This window comes from Colwellia sp. SU-HH01172 (assembly GCF_057553355.1).
In genome coordinates, this window is record NZ_BAAJMB010000001.1 from 696,823 (window position 1) to 717,850 (window position 21,028).

Annotated in this window: 22 protein-coding genes and 1 tRNA gene; 7 read left to right on the top strand and 16 right to left on the bottom strand. The window is 40.1% G+C overall.

Translation table 11 applies throughout. The features are described 5' to 3' along the window. Positions 1 to 71: 71 nt before the first annotated feature. The 13 genes from flgL to AC27JP_RS03175 form a co-directional block, all read right to left on the bottom strand. Positions 72 to 1,277, bottom strand: a complete 1,206-nt coding sequence (gene flgL, locus AC27JP_RS03115; RefSeq protein ID WP_487111980.1) for a flagellar hook-associated protein FlgL — start codon at positions 1,275 to 1,277, stop codon at positions 72 to 74. Positions 1,278 to 1,288: 11 nt separating this feature from the next. Continuing rightward, positions 1,289 to 3,286, bottom strand: coding sequence for a flagellar hook-associated protein FlgK (flgK, locus tag AC27JP_RS03120; protein ID WP_487111981.1), 1,998 nt, complete (start codon positions 3,284 to 3,286; stop codon positions 1,289 to 1,291). Between the two features lie 53 nt (positions 3,287 to 3,339). Beyond that, positions 3,340 to 4,332, bottom strand: coding sequence for a flagellar assembly peptidoglycan hydrolase FlgJ (flgJ, locus tag AC27JP_RS03125; RefSeq protein ID WP_487111982.1), 993 nt, complete (start codon positions 4,330 to 4,332; stop codon positions 3,340 to 3,342). 19 nt (positions 4,333 to 4,351) lie between these two features. Beyond that, positions 4,352 to 5,446 carry a flagellar basal body P-ring protein FlgI gene (locus AC27JP_RS03130; RefSeq protein WP_487113430.1) on the bottom strand — a complete coding sequence of 365 codons (1,095 nt, stop codon included), beginning with the start codon at positions 5,444 to 5,446 and terminating at the stop codon, positions 4,352 to 4,354. Between the two features lie 11 nt (positions 5,447 to 5,457). Beyond that, positions 5,458 to 6,165, bottom strand: a complete 708-nt coding sequence (gene flgH, locus AC27JP_RS03135; protein ID WP_487113432.1) for a flagellar basal body L-ring protein FlgH — start codon at positions 6,163 to 6,165, stop codon at positions 5,458 to 5,460. A gap of 16 nt (positions 6,166 to 6,181) precedes the next feature. Beyond that, entirely contained in the window at positions 6,182 to 6,970 is a 789-nt protein-coding gene (flgG, locus tag AC27JP_RS03140; RefSeq protein ID WP_487111983.1) for a flagellar basal-body rod protein FlgG, read from the bottom strand. Between the two features lie 22 nt (positions 6,971 to 6,992). Next, complete coding sequence (gene flgF / locus AC27JP_RS03145) at positions 6,993 to 7,736, bottom strand: flagellar basal-body rod protein FlgF (protein ID WP_487111984.1); 744 nt, start codon at positions 7,734 to 7,736, stop codon at positions 6,993 to 6,995. Positions 7,737 to 7,919: 183 nt separating this feature from the next. Then, positions 7,920 to 9,293: a flagellar hook protein FlgE gene (gene flgE / locus AC27JP_RS03150; RefSeq protein ID WP_487111985.1), complete on the bottom strand. Its 1,374-nt coding sequence runs from the start codon at positions 9,291 to 9,293 to the stop codon at positions 7,920 to 7,922. A 29-nt stretch (positions 9,294 to 9,322) separates the two neighbouring features. After that, the gene (locus tag AC27JP_RS03155; RefSeq protein WP_487111986.1) at positions 9,323 to 10,009 is read right to left on the bottom strand and encodes a flagellar hook assembly protein FlgD; all 687 of its coding nucleotides are present in this window, start codon (positions 10,007 to 10,009) and stop codon (positions 9,323 to 9,325) included. Positions 10,010 to 10,028: 19 nt separating this feature from the next. Next, positions 10,029 to 10,448 carry a flagellar basal body rod protein FlgC gene (gene flgC / locus AC27JP_RS03160; RefSeq protein ID WP_487111987.1) on the bottom strand — a complete coding sequence of 140 codons (420 nt, stop codon included), beginning with the start codon at positions 10,446 to 10,448 and terminating at the stop codon, positions 10,029 to 10,031. Positions 10,449 to 10,450: 2 nt separating this feature from the next. Then, on the bottom strand, positions 10,451 to 10,849 hold the full coding sequence (gene flgB, locus AC27JP_RS03165; protein ID WP_487111988.1) for a flagellar basal body rod protein FlgB: 399 nt from the start codon (positions 10,847 to 10,849) through the stop codon (positions 10,451 to 10,453). Positions 10,850 to 10,912: 63 nt separating this feature from the next. Continuing rightward, a complete protein-coding gene (locus AC27JP_RS03170) occupies positions 10,913 to 11,743 on the bottom strand; it encodes a CheR family methyltransferase (RefSeq protein WP_487111989.1) in 831 nt (276 codons plus the stop codon). Between the two features lie 37 nt (positions 11,744 to 11,780). Beyond that, positions 11,781 to 12,716 (bottom strand): chemotaxis protein, encoded by a 936-nt coding sequence (locus AC27JP_RS03175; protein WP_487111990.1) that lies wholly within the window; start codon positions 12,714 to 12,716, stop codon positions 11,781 to 11,783. A gap of 167 nt (positions 12,717 to 12,883) precedes the next feature. Here AC27JP_RS03175 and flgA point away from each other — a divergent pair, with 167 nt between their 5' ends. The 3 genes from flgA (at position 12,884) to AC27JP_RS03190 (ending at position 14,421) form a co-directional block, all read left to right on the top strand. Continuing rightward, entirely contained in the window at positions 12,884 to 13,576 is a 693-nt protein-coding gene (gene flgA, locus AC27JP_RS03180; protein ID WP_487111991.1) for a flagellar basal body P-ring formation chaperone FlgA, read from the top strand. A gap of 74 nt (positions 13,577 to 13,650) precedes the next feature. After that, positions 13,651 to 13,965: a flagellar biosynthesis anti-sigma factor FlgM gene (gene flgM / locus AC27JP_RS03185; protein ID WP_487111992.1), complete on the top strand. Its 315-nt coding sequence runs from the start codon at positions 13,651 to 13,653 to the stop codon at positions 13,963 to 13,965. Positions 13,966 to 13,989: 24 nt separating this feature from the next. Beyond that, complete coding sequence (locus AC27JP_RS03190) at positions 13,990 to 14,421, top strand: flagella synthesis protein FlgN (RefSeq protein WP_487111993.1); 432 nt, start codon at positions 13,990 to 13,992, stop codon at positions 14,419 to 14,421. A 149-nt stretch (positions 14,422 to 14,570) separates the two neighbouring features. Here the strand turns inward: AC27JP_RS03190 and AC27JP_RS03195 are convergent, their stop codons facing one another. Together AC27JP_RS03195 and AC27JP_RS03200 are read right to left on the bottom strand one after the other, a co-directional pair. Further along, positions 14,571 to 15,035, bottom strand: coding sequence for an LPP20 family lipoprotein (locus tag AC27JP_RS03195; RefSeq protein WP_487111994.1), 465 nt, complete (start codon positions 15,033 to 15,035; stop codon positions 14,571 to 14,573). 31 nt (positions 15,036 to 15,066) lie between these two features. Then, positions 15,067 to 15,714, bottom strand: a complete 648-nt coding sequence (locus AC27JP_RS03200; RefSeq protein WP_487111995.1) for a FlgO family outer membrane protein — start codon at positions 15,712 to 15,714, stop codon at positions 15,067 to 15,069. Between the two features lie 224 nt (positions 15,715 to 15,938). Between AC27JP_RS03200 and AC27JP_RS03205 the strand changes: the two genes are divergently transcribed. Together AC27JP_RS03205 and AC27JP_RS03210 are read left to right on the top strand one after the other, a co-directional pair. After that, a complete protein-coding gene (locus AC27JP_RS03205) occupies positions 15,939 to 17,084 on the top strand; it encodes a flagella assembly protein FlgT (protein ID WP_487111997.1) in 1,146 nt (381 codons plus the stop codon). Between the two features lie 89 nt (positions 17,085 to 17,173). After that, positions 17,174 to 17,249 (top strand) — tRNA-Arg (locus tag AC27JP_RS03210). Between the two features lie 125 nt (positions 17,250 to 17,374). Here AC27JP_RS03210 and AC27JP_RS03215 read toward each other — a convergent pair. Then, the gene (locus AC27JP_RS03215) at positions 17,375 to 17,524 is read right to left on the bottom strand and encodes a hypothetical protein (protein ID WP_487111999.1); all 150 of its coding nucleotides are present in this window, start codon (positions 17,522 to 17,524) and stop codon (positions 17,375 to 17,377) included. Between the two features lie 298 nt (positions 17,525 to 17,822). Here AC27JP_RS03215 and tkt point away from each other — a divergent pair, with 298 nt between their 5' ends. After that, a complete protein-coding gene (tkt, locus tag AC27JP_RS03220) occupies positions 17,823 to 19,808 on the top strand; it encodes a transketolase (protein ID WP_487112001.1) in 1,986 nt (661 codons plus the stop codon). Between the two features lie 178 nt (positions 19,809 to 19,986). Continuing rightward, positions 19,987 to 21,000 (top strand): erythrose-4-phosphate dehydrogenase, encoded by a 1,014-nt coding sequence (gene epd, locus AC27JP_RS03225; protein ID WP_487112003.1) that lies wholly within the window; start codon positions 19,987 to 19,989, stop codon positions 20,998 to 21,000. Positions 21,001 to 21,028: the final 28 nt, after the last annotated feature.

The following is a 21,028-nucleotide window of genomic DNA, read 5'->3' on the forward strand; positions in this document are numbered from 1 at the left end:
CATTTCTAATTTTTTGACACAAATCTAATAATGCACATGACGTGCCAAAATCGATTTGAATTTAAAGAAAGTTATATAAAGTTAAATAAACTTAAATCTTTTACCTGCACAAAACTCTGCTGTGCAGCCTGTAATGCGACTTTCGATTGTTCAAATGTCGCGACGGCTTTAGCAAAATCCAAATCTTCAATATTCGATTGTCCAGAGGCAAGCACCAGTTCAGCGTCTGCATGGTTATTTTCTTGGCTATCAATTAGCTGCAGGCGAATACCTGCTTCACTACGACGACTAGTCATGTGATTTAGACCTTGATCTAGCTGAGATAATATCTCGGCGTAATCAACTCCATGTTGTAATGGATTTGCAGGATTACTGCCGGATGCCATCCAATCAATGGCACTTTTTATAGTATTAAAAATATTAATATTTTGCTCAGGCGTGATATCCACTTCATCACCCGGCAATGGGTTGCCACTTAGTTGTACTTCAACACCGTTAAAGGCAATGGTTTGCCCAGCGGTATATGGTGCGGTTGGCACAACAACGGCACCATTACCGTCGGTCACCGTAAGATCGCTAGGAGCACTGAATAAAAACTTGTAGTCTGGCGGATTGGTAACGGAATCATAACTACTAGGGTCAGTAATAATGGCGTTATTAACACTGAAGCCCGAAGTATTAGTGACATAGTTAGCACTAAAATCACCAATCGTGTTTGGAATATTTACAAAAGCTGTATCGCCTGCTTGATTCGTTGCTACGGTGACATTTTTTGCAATTTGTAGCTCCCTTACACCGCTGTCACCTTGGTAGGTAACAGTATTATCTAACTGTAAAGAAAAAGGCTCTTTATGTGTTTGAAAGCCCGCAAAAATATAACCACCGGTTTCATCTTTAGTATTAGCAATGTCTAATAACTGAGATTGAGAGTTTTTTGCTTGTTCAGCAAGAGAAGCAAGATCATCACTCGACAAAGTACCGTTGTTAGCTTGCGTAAAAATTTGCTTAAGTTCTTGCATCAAGTTCTCTGCATTTCCAAATGAAATATCTTGCAGAGAGTTTCTGTTTTCCGCTTGAGTTATATTGCGTTGATATTTTTCAATATTTGCCAACTCATCCTTATAACCAGCAAGCGTGCCATACGCTACCGCATCATCTTTAGCGGTAATGACTCTTTTGCCACTCGACAAATAATTAATTTGATCATTGACACTTGACTGCTTATTGGTCAATTGTTGACTATTTTGAAAATAAAATTGTGCTGTCGAAACTCTCATAATATTTCCTCTTAAACCGCCGCTAATAAGGTGTCAAAAATAGTATTGGCAACTGAAATAATACGAGATGAAGCTTGGTATGCTTGCTGAAACTTAATCATATTGGCAGCTTCCTCATCTAAATTGACACCTGAAGTGGATTGGTTACGATTATATGCTTGAGTAAATAGTGCTTCCGCGGTATTAGCGACTAACTCTGCAGAACTAGCTTTCGAGCCGATGTCAGCCGTTGTTATCGCTAAACTTTGACTAAATGTCTGGTTGCTGTCGCCAATAATCGCTTGCTCTTGCGTAGTAGCAATAAAAGCGGCATTGCTGCCGTTACCTGGCCCAAAGACATCTGAAACCGTAAATTTTTCACGAGCTAATGCTCCTTGACCAACAGGGGAGCCGGTTATCTCAATTTGAAAAGCTGCTGTCGCTGGCGCAGGTGGCATATCGATGATTGCTGACGCACCGGCAGCGAAACTTCCTGCGGCTAATGTTGGCGCGGGTGGCGGATTAGCCGCATCATAAACTCGGTAATCAAAGGTGCCGGGGGCACTTTCATAGACGTCAACCGTGATCTGAGCATTTGTTCCTTCGGTATAAGTTCTTGCGGTAACGGGATCGGTAACATTGATAATATTGACTGCGCCATCACTAACATTATTTTCATCAGCATTAACCCCAACTGCCGCACTAGCGGCTATACCCTTACCATCGGTTAACGTTACTTTCATTAATGACGCACTATTTTCTGTCGGCCGAATAGTAAAAGTATCATCGGTATTTGGCACACCAGCCGCTTCATTAAACTCAAAACCAAATGCGGTTGTGTATGTGCCAGCACCAGGGGCACCTAAATTTGTCGCTGAGCCATCCGTTTTATTGGTCATGATGTAGTCTGTACCATCAAACTTGATTTCAAACTCATCTGTTGGTATCAAAGAAACATCGCTTATACTGACATTAGCATCCAAAGTTCCAGTATTGGTATTATGTTCTAGGACACGCGAGGCCTGTAAACTTGTGCTATTAATATCAGTAAAAAGATCGCGACCTTGCTGGCCATCAAGATCTAAACCTTGAGATTGCGCTTGATTTAACGTTTCAGAAATCGCCATGGCTAATCGGTTGATTTCATTACGAGCGTTTAACAAGTGCTCATCGCGATATTCTAACTTCGCAGCAATTGAGCCGCCGAGCTTCGTGGCATCAAGTGCTACCGAACCATTTGGGCTATTCAGCTGTAATTCAGTTTGTAATGGATCGGGATCACCCGCTTTAACGGTAACAGTTAACGGAGTGATACCGGCAACTAGTGTCGCACCACTGCCTATCATTACGGTCATTACGCCATTAGCGTCTTGAATAGTATTAACTGAGGTATACTCTCCAAGTTGACCAACTAACTGATCGCGCTTATCTAATAAATCATTAGGCTGACCTGCGACAGTTAGGTCTTTGTTTTGTAATACTTGATCATTAATTTTTGCAATTTCATAGGATATTTGGGAAATTTTACTGGCTATTTGTTCAATTTCACCGTTAGTCGATTTCTCTAATTGATCAAAATTAGCATTTAAGGTATTAAAATCGCTAGCAAGTATCTCGGCCTGACTAAGAGCAATACTGCGTAAACCAAGATCACTAGGATTATCAGCAATGCCATTCATCGCTTGGTAAAAACGTTCGATTGAATCGCCAATGGCATTACCAGAAAAGGTCATAATTTCATTTAGCTGGTTTAGGTTAATACTGAGGGAGTCGGCATTACCAAGGTTACTTTGACTCAGTAATTGTTCTTTGTGAGAGAATTGATCATAAATGCGAGTTATGTCTTGAACATAAGTACCAGCGCCAATGTAGTTACCACCATTGACTATGCCCGTTGAAGCGCCTTGTTCAGCCCTTTGTCGGTTATAACCTTCGGTATTAACGTTAGCAATATTATGCCCTGTAACTGCTAACTGTTGCTGTGCAGCTAATAAACCACTCACCCCAGTTTGATACAGATTAATCGACATGACCTAAACTCCTACAGTAACCTTATATTTCAACGATAAAATTACCGCTAAAGCTATTTGTTTAATAAGCCAGTTACTGTCCGAAGGGTCGCCATTATCTTTTTGGCATAATTTGGGTCGGTAGCATAACCAGCACTCTGTAGGCCATGCAGAAATTGTTCCACATTTTCAGATTTTTCTAGTGCGCCTTGATAACGCTCGCTACCTGTGAGTAAATTCACGTAATCATTAACACTTTGACCAATAGAATCATAAACCCTGAATGGTTCACGTTTTTTCACCATAGCGCCATTTTCAAATTCTAAGGTTTCTTTATGAGTTTTGTCCCCAGCCCAACGACTATCTGCCTTGATATTAAAAAGGTTGTTAGAACTTGTGCCTGTCTCTGTTTTGATAACCTTTTGGCCCCAGCCGGTTTCTAACGCAGCTTGAGCAATTACAACTTCAAATGGCACATTGATCTTTTCTTGTACGCGTTTGGCATCTGCCGTTAACGCACTGACAAAATCTTTAGGTTGCTCAAAAGCTGGGCTTTGCAATTGATTAGCCATTTGTGCAATAGCAGAGCCATTTGTTTGACGATCCTGTTCAGGATCTTGCTTTGCTGTCGGTTCATTGACTAGCCGATTTGGGTTTAACAATATTGATTGATTAACTCGAACATTACCGCGACTATCTAAATTACCGTCAGAACGCAAAATATTATGTGGCGTAAAGTTCTCACTATCACCACCAAGTTGACGGACAATGAGCTCGGAAAGACCTAGCGAACCATTGTTAGATAATTCTAATGACATTTGTTGATCATGCATATCACGATAAAATTTGGTTGATTCTGAATTGAATGGGCTATCTGATTCCAACACAGCTTGAGCTTTACGCATGCTTTTCATTAACATTTGCATAAATATAGCTTCAAACTGTTTTGCAGCTTGTTCTAAAGCAACTTCTTTGCTGGCTTTATCATCTGACTTCGCCCCTTGGCGAATCGAGTTTAGGCCATTAATATCTAAAAAGTTTTGAGCGTCAGCAATGCGTGTTGTCATAATCAGGGCCTAATGTTCATTAAATAATGATCAAATTTCCACGTAATGCGCCAGCTTGATCTAACGCTTCTAGAATCGCCATCACATCTCCCGGTCCTGCGCCAACTTGGTTAATAGCGCGCACTAATGCATCTAGCGTGACTCCAGGATCAAAGACAAACATACGAGAGTCATCTTGATTAACATCGATAATAGATTGATTCGTGGCAACCGTTTCACCTTCGGCAAAGGCATTCGGTTGAGAAACATTTTCTGTCTCATTGATGGTTACCGTAATGCCACCATGGGTGATCGCTGCCGGCAATAAGCGTACTTCGGCTCCAATAACAATGGTTCCAGTTCGTGAATTAACAATAATTTTTGCTGATGGCGAACCGGGTTCAAATTCTAAGTTTTCCAAGGTCGCTAAAAAACTAACTCGATCGGCAGCATCTCTAGGTGCGGTGACCTTGACCGAAGCAGCGTCAACAGCCCGAGCAGAACCGGCAATTAAGTTGTTAATGGTGTCTGACAAACGTTTCGCGGTAGTAAAATCAGCATTGTGTAAATTAAAGGTAATGTAATCACCTGAGGTAAACGGTGAAATAACTTCACGTTCCACCATAGCACCGTTGGCAATACGACCAACCGTAGGGGTATTGGCAATAACTTTAGAACCATCTAGCCCTTCAGCACCCAAGCCACTAACAACAAGGCTGCCTTGAGCAACCGCATAAGCATTCCCGTCAAGCCCCATTAATATGGTTTGCAGTAAAGTACCACCACGTAAGCTTTGCGCGCTGCCCATAGAAGAAACGGTAATATCAATTTTTTGTCCGGGTTTTGCAAAAGCAGGTAGCTCAGCATGTACGGCAACAGCGGCAACATTTTTAATTTTTGGTTTTAAATTGGTTGGCATAGTAATGCCAAAGTTACTTAACATGGTTTTAAAACTTTGTTCAGTAAATGGGCTTTGCTCGCCAGTGCCTGGTAAACCTACCACAAGACCATAACCAATTAATTGGTTACTACGTACCCCTGCAACATCGGCTAAGTCTTTTATTCTTTGTGCATTTGTTTCTGGAAAAAAAACCAATAATACTAGGCAACACAGGCCATAAATATATTTTTTCATCATATAATCCCCTACAGAGGCCACCATGAACTACTGAAAAATTTCGATAGCCAACCTTGCTCTTGCACATCAGCAAAAGTTCCTGTGCCGGCATACTGAATACGTGCATTAGCCACTTTACTGGAAGTAATCGTATTGCTTGAACTGATATCTTGAGAGCGAATAATGCCGGTCAAACGAATATATTCATCGCCGTTGTTTAATGTCATCCACTTTTCACCACGGATCATCAAATTGCCATTAGGCAAAACTCTCAAAACATGCACAGAAATATTACCTGATAGGCTATTGCCTTGATTAGCTTTTGAGTCACCTTTAAAGTCTGACTCTTGGTCATAACCAAATTGAATAGATTTATTCTTAATATTGACTGGAGTACCACCAAAGCCAGTAATTGGGTTCAGCGTGGCACTATTTTCCTTTTTAAGCTCAGTTTTCGCATTTTTCTGTGCCTGTGTACTTTCACTTAAAATCACTGAAATAATATCGCCAACTCGATGGGCTTTTGAATCTGAATAGATATTGTTGACATAATTTACTTTAAATAATGACCCCGTAGGCACTAAGGGCTCATCATTCATTTCCGGCAAAATAGGTGCAAAATCAGGATCATCAGGCAGCGTTTTTGCTTGTTCAACACTGGCACAGCCACTAAGCAATAACGTAAGTATACTTACCACTAATAAGCTAACTTTTTGTGTAGATTGTTTCGTATTCATCATACGTCCCCTAACGTTATAACTGCTGATTAATGTAACTAAGCATTTGGTCAACAGCAGAAATAACTTTTGAGTTCATTTCGTATACTCGTTGACTTTCAATCAGGTTGACTAACTCTTCGGTGGTATTAACATTCGAGGTTTCTAATGCCCCTTGCACTATCATGCCGAAACCTTCTAAACCGGGAACCCCCTCCTGAGGTGCACCACTAACAGCCGTTTCAACATATAAGTTCTGACCTATAGGTTCTAATCCAGTCGGGTTAACAAAGTTAGTCGTATTAATTTGTCCAACAACCGACGGCTCTGCTTGCCCTTGCAGGGTAACTGACACTTCACCATCTTGTGACACTATAATGCTCAATGCATCTTCAGGCACGGTCACCTGCGGTTGTAATAAATAGCCTGCTCCGGGGGTAACCATATTACCCTCTTCATCTAAGGTAAATTGACCATTACGTGAATAGGCCGATGAGCCATCAGGCATTAAAATTTCAAACATACCTTCACCTTGGATCATGAGATCTAAGGCATTATCTGTGTTTAACATATCCCCTTGGGTATGAATCTTTTGTGTTGCGACCACTTTAGTACCCGCACCTAGCATTAATCCTGAAGGCATTTCCGTATCTTGCGCCGAACGACCACCCGGTTGGTTAATATTTTGATAAAGTAAATCTTCAAATACTGCGCGGCTTTTCTTAAAACCGACCGTGCTGGCATTGGCTAGGTTATTTGAAATAACGGCAATTTCTTTTGTTTGCGCGTCTAAGCCTGTTTTACTGATCCATAATGCTGGGTTCATACATCACCTCGAGAAAATTTATTTAGAACGCGCGTAATAGTGAAGCTGCACTTGCATCCACTTCTTCGGCGGTTTTCATCATTTTTAACTGCATTTCAAACTGACGCTGCAGCGCGATCATATCGGTCATTTCACCAATAGGGTTTACATTGCTTGACTCTATCGCACCATTGGCGACCTTTACTGTGACATCGGCCGGTTCATTATTGCCATCTTTGCGACGAAATAAGCCATCATTGCCTTTTTCTAAGAACCGATTGTCAGGATTGACCAACTTAATGCGTCCAACTTCCTCCTGAACTGAACTCGGCGCTCCTTCAGGTTGAACCATAATGGTTCCATCCGCTGAAATATCGATATTGTTAACGGGTAACGGTAAGAATATTGGACCATTTTCACCAATAACTAAGTTGCCGCTTGAGGTTTCTAATGCACCGTTATCATTTAGTTTTAATTGACCATTACGAGTATATGCTTCACTACCATCTTGAGTTTGCACTGTAAGCCAACCCTGTCCTTGAATCGCTAGGTCGAGATCTCTGCCTGTGGTAAGAAAGGCACCACTGTCAAAGTTTTGGCCTGATCTTTCCATCATCGAAAATACACGCGTTGGCAAGCCTTCACCAAAGGCTTGCATTGTGCGAGCGTTCGCTAGATCGGCCTTAAAGCCTGTCGTTTTAGCATTGGCAAGGTTATTAGCTGTTACTGATAAGGCATGCATATTTTGTTTTGCACCGCTCATAGCGATGTACAGCATCTTATCCATAATGAATTCCAGACAATATAATTTCAATTAACATGAAGAATGCAATTAAAATGCCAAAGCATAAATACGCTAGGTATTGGCAATATAGAAGGGGCTATTTAAGCTTTGTCGCCTGGGGTATACGAAAAAACCAGGCAAACTTAAGGTCAACCTGGTTTTTAATGTTTTAAGTCAATTAACGCTTTAGCGAATTTGCAATATCGTTTGGTTTAACTGATTATCAACTTCTAATGCTCTCGAGTTGGCTTGGAAATTTCGTTGTGCTGAAATTAAGTCAATCAATTCTGAGGTTAAGTTAACATTCGATTGCTCGAGTGCTGAAGAATTAATGGTACCAAAGGTTCCAGAGCCACCTTCACCCGCCAATGCTTCACCAGAAGTAATACTTTCTTTCCAACCGGTATTACCGATTTGCGTCAACCCTTGTTCATTAGCAAAGTTAACCATAGCAATACGTGATAAAGGCTCTGACGTACCGTTGCTATAGGTTGCTCTTACCAAACCATCAGTGCCAATATCAATACCAGTTAAACGACCAACCGCTAATCCGTCTTGCTCTAATGATGTGACTTCAAAGTTTGAGGCAAATTGTGTTGGTTCATTGGCATTTGGCCCATTTGGATCTAAATTAAAATCCAATTGTACAGTTTGAGTTGTATCTGCACCATTAGGTAAATGATTAGTAAAATCTCTCGTTATAATACCACCATTTGCCAAAGTAGGGACTTGATCTATAAAGTCACCAGAAGCATCAAATATCAATCTTGCCCCGGTAACACCTGTAGGGGATAAAGGACCAGATACAGTCCCTCCGACAGGGTTAGTGCCACCACCTGCGGGATCTTCTAAATCAATAGGGTTGCCATCTACTGCAGCAAACATCATCCATTCATTCGGGTTCACTGCCGGGTCATCTTTAACAAAATAATATGTCATAACGTGACTATCACCTAAAGAGTCAAAAATAGTAACCGACGTTGAATGGTTAAAAGTTAGTGGATCATCAGGGTCAAAGTTACCCGGTGCTGTTGCTATATATGAATCCCCTGCCGGTAAATTCATACGAATATCAACTTCTGATGATTGTTGTGGCGCACCAGATGCGGTTGGAATACGAATAGGCTCGGCGGTACTTAAACTCACTGAAGCAGAGGTACCATCAGCATTTACAGGAAAACCTAATAAGTGCTCACCAGCTGAATTCACCACGAAATTGCTATCATTTAACTTAAATTGACCTGCTCGTGTGTACGAAGTCTCTAAGCTATCAATTTCTGGTACCGTGGCAAAAAAGCCATTACCCGTAATCGCTAAATCAAGGGCATTATTAGTAAACTGAATACTACCTTGTTGAAACTGTTGAGCAACGTCAGCCGTCAAAACACCGTCACCGACTTTAGTTTTGCCTGACGCTAACAAAGATGCCGCATAAACATCAACAAATTCAGCTCGTGATTCTTTAAAGCCAGTAGTGTTGACGTTTGCAATGTTATTGGATGTAACATCCAAGTCTTTTTGAGCGGCGTTTAATCCGCTCAGTGCGATATTAAATGACATAAATTCACCTCGTAAAAAATTCTGTTAATTTAACCTTGGGTTACTTCAACAACATCCGACAATTTCATCGTGCTGCCACCATTAAGATTTAATAAAATATTACCACCCGCTCCTGCTAAAGTGACACTGTCTACTTTTCGATAGGTCATCGCTTGCAACTCATTTGCTTCACCGTCAACTAGGCCGGCAACACGAAAACGATAAGCGCCTTCTGGAGCAGGTTCTCCGTCAGCACCTTGTCCATCCCAAGTAAAGGTAAACTCACCGGCATCAACACTACCAACGGGAACAGTTTGTACAATTTCCCCTGCAACGTTTTCAACATAAATATTGACATTAGTTGCGGGTTTATCGGTAACTAACTTACCTTTAACTTCTTCTCCTTCTTCCATGCCAAAAACATTATCTTCAACTAAGACACTGCGACCCACAAGAGACGAAGCCTGTAATGCTTGGCTAGAAGACATAGATGCGGCAAAACTAGTAAATTGCTCGTTTAGCTCTGATACACCATCTGTGGTTGAGAATGCTGTCATTTGCGAGATCATTTCATTGTTCTCAACTGGCTTGGTTGGGTCTTGATGCGACAACTCTTGAGTCAGTAAGGCAAAAAAGTCTTCCTGCGTTAACATGCCGCGGTTTTCATCCGCTTCTGGCGTTGTTTCTTGCTGCCAACGAATATTATCTAAGGGACTAGAACCAGATACTGTTTCCATTTTAAATTCCTATATAAATTTAACGTTGACCAAGCGTGAGCGTTTTGTTCAGCATATTTTTTGCCGACTCAGCCAATTGCACATTAGTTTGGTATGAACGTGATGCCGATATCATGTTAGTCATTTCTTCAATAACATTTACATTTGGCTTGTAGATATAACCTTCGCCATCAGCCATCGGATGATCAGGGGCATATTCCACATTTAGTGGCTTATCACTTTCCACCACACCAAGCACCTGTACACCAACCGATTCATTCTGTCCAGCGGCAGCTTTTTGCATCTCGGCGGCAAAAACTGGATGGCGTGCCCGATAAGCTTTATCAACACTACTGCTGACACTATCGGCGTTAGCGATATTACTGGCCGTGGTATTCAAACGCACTGATTGTGCGCTCATTCCCGTACCAGAAATAGAAAATACATTAAATAGGCTCATTATTACTGCCCTCCAGTGATAGCTTTTTTCAAGCCCTTAATCTTACCGTTAAGAAATTGTAGGCTAGCTTGATATTCCATAGAGTTTTCTAGATACAAGTTTCGTTCCACTTGTACATCAACTGTATTGCCATCTCCCGTATCAGGTTGATCAGGCACTCTATATCCCACGCCATTATTGAGTTCCATGCGAACATCAAAATGTTTTTCATTGGTGCGGGTCATACCGGTTTGTTGCTTTGAAGATGCTTGGGCTAATGCGGCTTTAAAATCCATTCCTTTTGCCTTATAGCCTGGTGTATCGGCGTTAGCAATATTACTCGCAATGATCTCCGCTCGCTGAGCACGTACTTGCAACCCTTGCGGGTGAAGTCCAAATGCTTTTTCAAAACTAATCGCCATAAAAAATACCTCCAAAGTAGTGGAGGTATTTATTCAATATTTATGCCAGAGCTTGAGAGTGTGCTATTTTTTTTGGTAAACAATGCCAGGATTACAGCGGATCATATTAAAATCTTGACTGATACCAGAGAGGGATTCTGAAGCACCAAGAAATAAATAACGACCATTATTTAAGGTGCCGTGAATTTGGGAGATGATTTGAGTCTTAAGCTCTGGAGAGAAATAAATCAAGACATTACGGCAAAACACTAAATCAAATCGGCCCATTAAACTATAACTATTCAGTAAATTTAATTGCCGAAAACTCACCATGTTTTTAATAACGCTTTTTATTTTCAACATACCATTGTCGCCAGCTTCAAAAAATTGACGCTTACGTTCCAAAGATAAACCTCTAGATAATGCTAGGCTGTCATAATGAGCATATTTACAATGCTCTAACATGGTATTTGAAATATCAGTGCCAATAATTTGAACGCCCCCCGGAAAAGCACCGGGATTACTTTGTTGATATTCGTATATTGCCATGGCAATTGAATAAGGCTCTTGTCCGGAAGAACTGGCGGCCGACCACACTTTTAATGGTGTGCGCTGCCCTTTAAATTCAGGTAACAAGCGTTTTTTTAATAATTCAAATGGATATTCGTCTCGAAACCATAAGGTTTCATTGGTGGTCATGGCATCAATAACAGCGGCCCTTAATTGCCGCTTAGTCGGATTTAGGGTTTGCGCCACTAAATCAGAGAGAGACGCAACGTCAAATTTTGCCATCAAAGGTGCTAATCGGCTTTTCACCAAATACTGTTTACTTTCACCCAAAACAATGCCGCATTGCTGCTCTAGAAAAGTTCTAAACTGCTGATAACTCTTATCATCGAGTTGTTTAGTTGACACTAGTTATAATCCGCCTAAATTTAATCGTTATAAAACATTAAGAAACTTCATCATGCTTTAGCCACTTCTTAACAGCCGTTGCTAATTCATCTGGATGAAATTTTGGAATAAAATCTTCGGCCCCTACTTTCTCAACCATGGCATTGTTAAAAACACCACTCAATGAGGTATGTAAAATAACCGGCACATCTCTCATGCGCTCATTTTGCTTAATTTCTGCAGTCAAGGTATAACCATCCATTTCTGGCATTTCAATATCAGAAATTAATAAAGCAACTTTTTCGGTAATTGACGTGTTGCATTGCTCAGCGATCGCTTCTAATTGATTAAGTGCGTCTTGGCCATTTTTAGCCAACAACATATTCAAGCCTAATGGTTCAAGCGCCCGCTTAACCTGATTACGTGCTACCGTTGAATCATCAGCAATCATAATTACTCGATCACCCACTTCTTCACCTACGGATTCATCGGCAACACCTTCACTCAGCTCTGTTGAAATAGGACTAATTTCATTAAGAATTTTTTCAACATCAAGGATTGAAACCATTTCCTTGTCGATTTCCGTAACAGCGGTCAGATAGCTTGATTTACCTGTACCTTCCGGCGGTGGCATAATATCTTTCCAGCTAAGGGTCACAATGCGCTCAACTCCCGCAACGAGAAAGCCTTGCACACTGCGATTATATTCGGCAATGATAACAAAACTGTCATCCGTTTGAACGATTTCAGGGCCACCTGTTGCTTTACTAAGATCAATCACTGAAATAGTTTGGCCACGAATGTGAGCAACCCCTTTGATAAATTTATCTTGCCTTGGTAACAAGGTCAGCCTTGGGCACGGCATAACTTCACGCACTTTAAATACGTTTATTCCAAAGCGCTGTCTGCCAATAAGTTTAAACAGCAACAATTCTAAACGGTTTTGACCAACCAATTGCGTGCGCTGATTTACTGAATCTAATATACCTGCCATAAAAACCTCTTAGGAATGCCCATGAAAATACAACAAAGGCATAATTCTTGATAGTATTACCTTAATAAAACGATAGCGTAAGTTTATTGACACAAATCGTACTAAAATCTATTTAGTTAAGCATAGACGAGTATTTTTATTTCCCTAGCAGCCAGATCAAAAAATTTATGAGTAAATTAAAGATATTAGTAAAAATTACCCTTAGCTACTTGGCAATACTTAATACTGCTAATGCCATGGTTTTTGATCGTGATTATTTAACTAATTTTATTAAGTCCTCGGTTGAAAAACACATCACTGTGCCAACACAGGGAAAACTGCTAATTGAAGTATCGCAAATCGATCCAAGGATCGCATTGCAAGCTTGCCTATCTCCTTTAACGGCAAATATACCTGAAAAACATAATGGTAGGAATGTAAATGTTAAAATTGTTTGCTCGGATGAAAAACCATGGCATTTATTTGTACCAGTAAAAATTCAAACCATAGTGCCGATTTTAGTGACTAGTTTACGGATAACTAAGGGCACACTACTTGATAATTCAAATATGGAAGTTGTATTTAAAGACAGCGCTCAAATAAGAGGTACAGTGCTTAGTGAACCGACGATAGTGACCGGTGCACGAGTTAAAAGAAACCTATCAAAAGGTAGTGCAATTACCAACAAAAACACCTGCTTTGTTTGTAAGGGACAACCCGTAAGCATCGTAGCTAAATCATCAGGTTTTGAAATAAAATCTTCCGGCACGGCAATGCGTGACGGCAGTTTAGGCGATATTATTTCTGTAAAAAATGATAAGTCTGGACGCATAGTTCGCGGCCAAGTTAACGCTATTAACCAAGTGGTAATTAATTTATAATAAGCACTTAAGTTTTCTATTATTTTGCCGATAAAAGGTTAGAAACCAATTACGATTGTACGTAGGATTTAATAATGGCGATAAATATCAACAACTTGAATAACACTAATCAAGTAAAGCAAAAACTTGAACAACAAGTGCAGACCAAACAACAAGTCAGTGAAAGTGCGAATGCATCACAACAAGCTAAATTAGCCTCTCGCGACTCTGTATCTATCACTCCACAGGCAAAGCAATTGAATGAATTACAAAAAAAAGCGGGTGATTCACCGGTAGTAAATCAGAAGAAAATTGACGAGTTAAAAAGTGCCATTGCTTCCGGTGATTATAAAATAAATCCAGAAAAACTTGCTGCAAGTATTGCTAATTTCGAATTTGAACTCGGCTAATCTCTAGCCCTAATGGAGTAAAAAGTGTCTGATAAAATAACGCCGCAACAATTGGTTTCTCAACAATTATCGCAATTGACGCAATTAGAGGCGTTATTAACGACAGAAAAAGACATTTTACAACAGCAAAACCCTGATGCATTAATAGAAATAACCGCAGAAAAAAATAGTTTACTGGTCGCGATTCAAAATACTGACAACGCCATTGGTCAAAGCTTTGAATTTAAACAAGAGAAATTAGCAGGAAGCTTTTCAGATGAGCTGGCTGATATCAAAGCTATTTTGCAACGTTGTCAAAAACAAAACAAAACTAACGGTTTGATTATTCATCAATCACAACTTTCAGTTGAGCGCATGAAAACATCATTATTAGAAAGTCATAACAAATCATCGATGACCTATGATAATAAAGGCAAAACATCGGGCGGACTTAGTAGCTTAGGTATCAAAGCTTAAGTTCACTGTTGGTAGATCGTCATTGTAAGAATTCCCCTTCATCGACATGCATTAATGCTGTGCATCCATAAATGGCTAAGAAGAACGACCTGAACATAAAAAACCAGCGCTTGCTGGTTTTCTTTTATCTGACATTTATCGTGAGTGGTTTAGTAGTAAGAAATATTCTTAATTTCTTGTTTATTAGATGAAGCACTATAGAGTTGATAAACATCTTTAAAGTCTAAACTCAATTCCGTTGTATAAGTGTCGCCAACCGGGTAACTTTTGACCACTTTGGCACCACGAATAATGCCCTGAACTGAGGTTTTAAGTTTTTGGTTATCGACAATTAAGTTAGACATGGTTGTTTTACCATCAATGGTTTGACCATAAACTTGCTCTGCTAATTCTGCATAAGCGGCAATTTTAGAGGCATTTATTGCCATCAGCATACGCTGGGTTTTGTGATCTGACTTTTGTAAACTAATTGGCGCCTGCCCGATTGCCGATAACACCGGAAAACTTTCAGGTTTTACTGATTGCCATTCAATATGCTTATCATAAAAAGATGAACAGGCAGTTAGCACTAATATCGCCAATAATGTAATCGTGCGTTTCAGTAAAGTATTCATATTATACCTATATTATTCAATTGACTGATAACTACTGTTGAATTGCAACAGCACGAGCATCTTCGAGTAACATGGCACTATCTCTGATAATCATGCCATCTTTCATTTTTACATTTTCATTGCGATTAAAATCGTCACCCATCACCCAAGACGGAATAAAAGATTGCGCAGTGGCAACAACAACACGAGATTGCATACCTATCATACGGGCATTAACTAAAATCCCTTCTTCTTGCTCCATCATTGTGCCTGTCACAACATAGTCAATTATCTGGCGTTCTGGTAACTCTTTCCAATCACGACTAAAAACATAATCGCCATCGGCAGTGACACGAATATGGCCCGTTGTTTTAAAGTCAATTACTACTAAACCATGACGCTGCATTTCATGAACAAAGCTTTCTGACAGCTGATTCCCTAGCCAATTCGTCGACTCTAAGTTTTTCAAATCAACAAATGATGCTATCGCTATTGGGGTTTTGGGATTCACAAACGAACTGCTTTCAAGCATTTGATAGGCTAACCCTTTAACCACGTCATTAATTGCATGTCGAGGTAATTCAAAACTGTCAATTTCTTGTTTATCGTTATATGAAGAACGATAAAAGTCATCTTGATTGTCCATCACAGAACAAGAGATAACACTTGGTAATAGTATTGCTAAAAGCCAATTTTTCATTGGGCTCTCCTCAATTAATGCATAAATTCGTATTGATAATAGTATTAAATTCAAAGCACGATTCGCGCCAATTTTTCTAGTTAATGAAATAGGCATAGAACATGCATATTTCATTGCAGAAACCGAACTCCGTTAGAAATGAGATATTTATGTATTTAAAATTATTATGCCGTAGTCCACTAAAGCTGAAACGGCTAAGACATAATTTAGTGCTGCATTGCTTAATGATAAGTATCGCATGCTACAGCAGTGCTAGCTTTGGTCAATGGTATGAATCCCAAGGTACCGCAACAATTAAGAATGATGATAGCAAAGCCGCAAAAAATAGAGCCATGCAAAATGCTCTTCGAAAGGCATTATTAGTGGCCGGAGCATCAGTTTCAAGTGTTCAACAGGTCGTCAATGGTTTGCTAACCCAAAATGAAATTAATATTCGCGCCAGCGGTAGCGTTAATTCATTTGAGCTTATAAGTGAAAACTATACTGACAATTTGGTAACGGTGACGATTCGAGCTGACATTTTTCCTCAAGAACAAAAATGCTTTGCTGCTGATTATAGAAAATCAATGCTATTAACACGCAGCAACATTTTGCATCGTGAACAAGCTAACATAGGTAACGTTTATCAACTAGATAAAGCGTTAGTAAAACAGCTAGCCAATAAAATTCAAAAAAATGCGATTTATCTCGATACAAAATTAGCACTACAAACCAAAACAGAATTTTCTAGACTTAATCAAAGTTTAGCAATGGAACAACTAAAAAGTTTAACTATGTCGTTGGCTAGCATGACAGATAGCCAATATGTGCTATTTTCGGAAATCCAAGACATTTCGATGGCAGAGCACGAGAACAACTCCTGGCAGTTTTGGCAAGACAATATATATCAGCGGCATTTTAATATTGCCCTATATATTTATGACGGCGCCACCGGTGAAAAAATTCTCGACAAGCAATACCAAAGCTCTGCGCCGTGGCAGTTTAACAAGCGTCAGCAAATTGATGTGGCCAGTCAAAACTTTTGGCAAAGTGAATACGGCCTGCAAATTAGCCAAACCATTGACAATATGGTGACAGATATCGATGAAAATATGATGTGCCAGCCAACTCAAGGCAAAATAGTGCAAGTTGCAGGCAACAGTATTACCTTTAATTTGGGTAAAAAGCATGGTGTGAAAGTCGGTGATGAGTTTTCATTGTTACACTTTAATCATTTTATTAGTGACGATAACAAGTCTTACCCAGGATTTAACATCAGTCCATACAAGGTGGTTGTAAACGAAGTGACCAACGACAATGCTAGAGCAACAACGACTGAACAGCATATTATGGACAATATTCAAATTAATGATTTGGCGGTTCGATATTAACCGCGCTTCGAAGGCATGATTGATAAAGTTATCTATTGATTTTTCTGCATATAAATAAAATAATGACAGAGTTAGATAACTTTCATTTTGTCCTCATAGTTTAACTGGATAAAACTGCGGCCTCCTAAGCTGCTACTCCAGGTTCGAGTCCTGGTGGGGACGCCATTAAGTTACCTTTTTAGGTAATCAATGAATTAATGATCTTTTCACAAGCTTCAAATAGGTTAATGCGGCTTTAGTGCTGACATAAAAAAACCTCGCTATTGCGAGGTTTATCATTTTAACTGAACTTAATTGCTAAGTTCATCATTTGTTTGTTCTATTTTAACTTCCTTGTCATCCGCAGCTGAGCTATTACTCAACATCGCTGATACGGCTAATATTACAACAGCGAGTACTACAGTGGTCAGCTTAACTCCTCTTGATGACGACCTGTTCATGACTCAATCCTGTTTCAGGTTATATCTTTTTATTCTTATTTGTACATACAACCAATCAACATTATAGGATCTTGATTTCAAATTCAACGCTTAGCTTATAATTTTTAACCTTTTTTTTATTTTGTCTTAATATAATTGCCAAACAGCTTTTCTATCGGGCTCATTACTTTGTAGAGAAATATATCTAAGAGAAAAAAAATCATAGAAAAGTGCTAATTAAATTTGCAGTCAAGGGCCACTCTAGGCGAAAATAAGCGCAATTTTCATCCTTTCAAATTTTACACTTATTGGAGCAAATATGCCGTCGCGTCAACAACTGGCCAATGCAATTCGAGTTTTAAGCATGGATGCCGTGCAAAAAGCTAAATCAGGACACCCTGGAGCCCCTATGGGCATGGCAGATATCGCTGAAGTTTTATGGCGTGATTTCTTAAAGCATAACCCAACCGATCCACAATGGGCCGATCGCGATCGTTTTATTTTGTCTAACGGCCACGGTTCAATGTTGATCTACTCACTATTACACTTAACCGGCTACGACTTGCCAATCAACGAATTGCAAAACTTCCGTCAATTGCACTCAAAAACTCCTGGTCACCCAGAATACGGTTACACTCCGGGTGTAGAAACAACCACAGGCCCTTTAGGTGCAGGTGTTTCTAATGCAGTAGGTATGGCAATTGCTGAAAAAACATTAGCGGCACAATTTAACCGTGAAGGTCATAACATTGTTGACCATAACACTTATGTGTTTTTAGGTGACGGTTGTTTAATGGAAGGTATTTCACATGAAGCCTGTTCATTGGCCGGTACTTTAGGCTTAGGCAAGCTAATTGCATTTTGGGATGATAATGGTATTTCAATTGACGGTCATGTTGAAGGTTGGTTTACCGACAATACGCCTGCTCGTTTTGAAGCATACGGCTGGCATGTGATCAGTGATGTTGACGGTCATGACAGTGCTGCTGTTGCAGCGGCGATTGAAGCAGCAAAAGCTGTTACCGATAAGCCAACAATGATCTGTTGTAAAACCGTTATCGGTTTTGGCTCACCAAATAAGTCAGGTACACATGACTGTCACGGTGCACCATTAGGTGATGAAGAAATTGCCGCGGCACGAGAATTCCTTAACTGGCCACATGCACCATTTGACATTCCCGCTGATGTTTATGCCGATTGGGATCAAAAAGAAAAAGGTGATTCAGCGCAAAGCAATTGGAATGAAAAGTTTGCCGCATACCAAGCTGCACACCCAGCATTAGCCGCGGAATACGAACGTCGCGTTATTAAAGGTGATTTACCAGCAGAATTCGAAGAAAAAGCTAACGCTTACATTTTAGAATGCCAAGAAAAAGCTGAAAATGTTGCTTCTCGTAAAGCCTCACAAAATACCATTGAAACCTTTGGTAAAATACTACCTGAGTTATTAGGTGGCTCAGCCGATTTAGCCGGTTCAAACTTAACGCTTTGGTCTGGTTCAAAAGGTATTCAAGACGATGCCGCCGGTAACTACATTTTTTACGGTGTACGTGAATTTGGTATGAGTGGCATCATGAATGGTATTTCACTACATGGTGGTTTCATTAATTACGGCGCAACTTTCATGATGTTTATGGAATACGCACGTAACGCGGTTCGTATGTCAGCATTAATGGGTATTCAAAACATTTTTGTTTATACTCATGATTCAATCGGTCAAGGTGAAGATGGTCCTACCCATCAGCCTATTGAACAACTAACTAACCTACGTACGACACCAAATATGGTAACATGGCGTCCAGCGGATGCGACTGAATCAGCCGTTTCATGGAAAAATGCTGTTGAGCGTCAAAACGCACCAACGTCATTAGTTTTCTCACGCCAAGGCTTACCGGCACTAAGTCGTAGCGCCGCACAGGTGGCTGACATTGCTAAAGGTGGTTACATCTTAAAAGACAGTGTTGGTACACCAGAAGTTATTTTAATTGCCACAGGCTCTGAAGTTTCATTAGCATTAAAAGCTGCAGAAAGATTAGGTGACCATGTTCGTGTCGTTTCTATGCCTTCTACTAACATCTTTGATGCGCAAGACAGCGACTACCAAGAATCGGTATTGCCTAGCTCAGTAACCAAACGTGTTGCAATTGAAGCAGCGCATACTGACTTCTGGTACAAATATGTCGGATTCGGCGGTAAAGTTGTTGGTATGACAACTTTTGGAGAGTCTGCACCTGGCAATGTATTGCTAGAACACTTTGGCTTTACGGTAGAAAATGTTGTTAACACGGTCAACAACTTAACGTAACTTTCTAACATGTAAGCTAATAAAATTAATAGCCAGTTAAGCGTCGTTTGGCTGGCTATTTCATTTATTACAGATTTTTAAGCAAGACATAGCTAATATTTTTGAGTAATCCAAAATCTTATCAGTAAGTTCAAAGCGCTATGTCACTTAACTATCCCAACAACCTATTCGGGAACTCATGGCAATTAATATAGCAATAAATGGCTTTGGAAGGATCGGGCGAAATGTCGCTCGCGCTCTTTACGAAAACGCCAGAACAAGTGAATTTAAATTGGTTGCTATTAATGAACTTGCTGAACCCGAAGGCATCGCACATTTATTAAAATATGACTCAACTCATGGCCGTTTCCCATTTGCGGTAGAGCAAAGCCAAGGTAAACTTTTTATTGCCGGTGACGAAGTCGCATTGAGTCATGAAACTGAAATTACCGCCCTCCCTTGGCAACAATTAAATATTGATCTTGTTATTGACTGTACCGGAAAATTCGGCAATCAAGCGGATGGTCAGTTACATATCAAGCAAGGTGCAAAGAAAGTTCTATTTTCACACCCTGGTGCCCATGATCTTGATGCAACAATTATTTATGGTATTAATCATCAGCAATTAACATCGGCTGAAAAAGTGGTTTCTAATGGCTCTTGCACCACAAATTGTGTTGTTCCAGTCATTCAAGTATTGGATAAAGCCTTTGGCGTCGAAAGTGGTGCTATTACAACGATTCATTCATCAATGCATGATCAACAAGTTATTGACGCTTACCATACGGATTTACGTCGCACGCGTGCTGCAAGTCAATCAATTATCCCCGTTGATACTAAACTAGCGGCAGGCATAGAGCGCATTTTGCCTAAATTCGCTGGTCGCTTTGAGGCGATAGCGGTGCGAGTACCCACTATCAATGTTACAGCAATGGATTTAAGCCTAACCTTGTCTAGTGATGTTACGATTGAGGATATTAACCAAGCAATTTTACACGCGCAAAACAATGGGCTGGCTGGCATTTTAGGCTATACCACAGAGCCACTGGTTTCTATCGACTTTAATCACGACCCACACTCATGCATTGTTGATGGCAATCAAACACGTGTTAGTCATAAACGATTAGTGAAATTGCTCATTTGGTGCGACAACGAATGGGGCTTTGCTAATCGTATGCTCGATACCGCCAACGCAATGGCGCTAGCAAATTAAATAAGACCTTATATAGTAATCAAATATA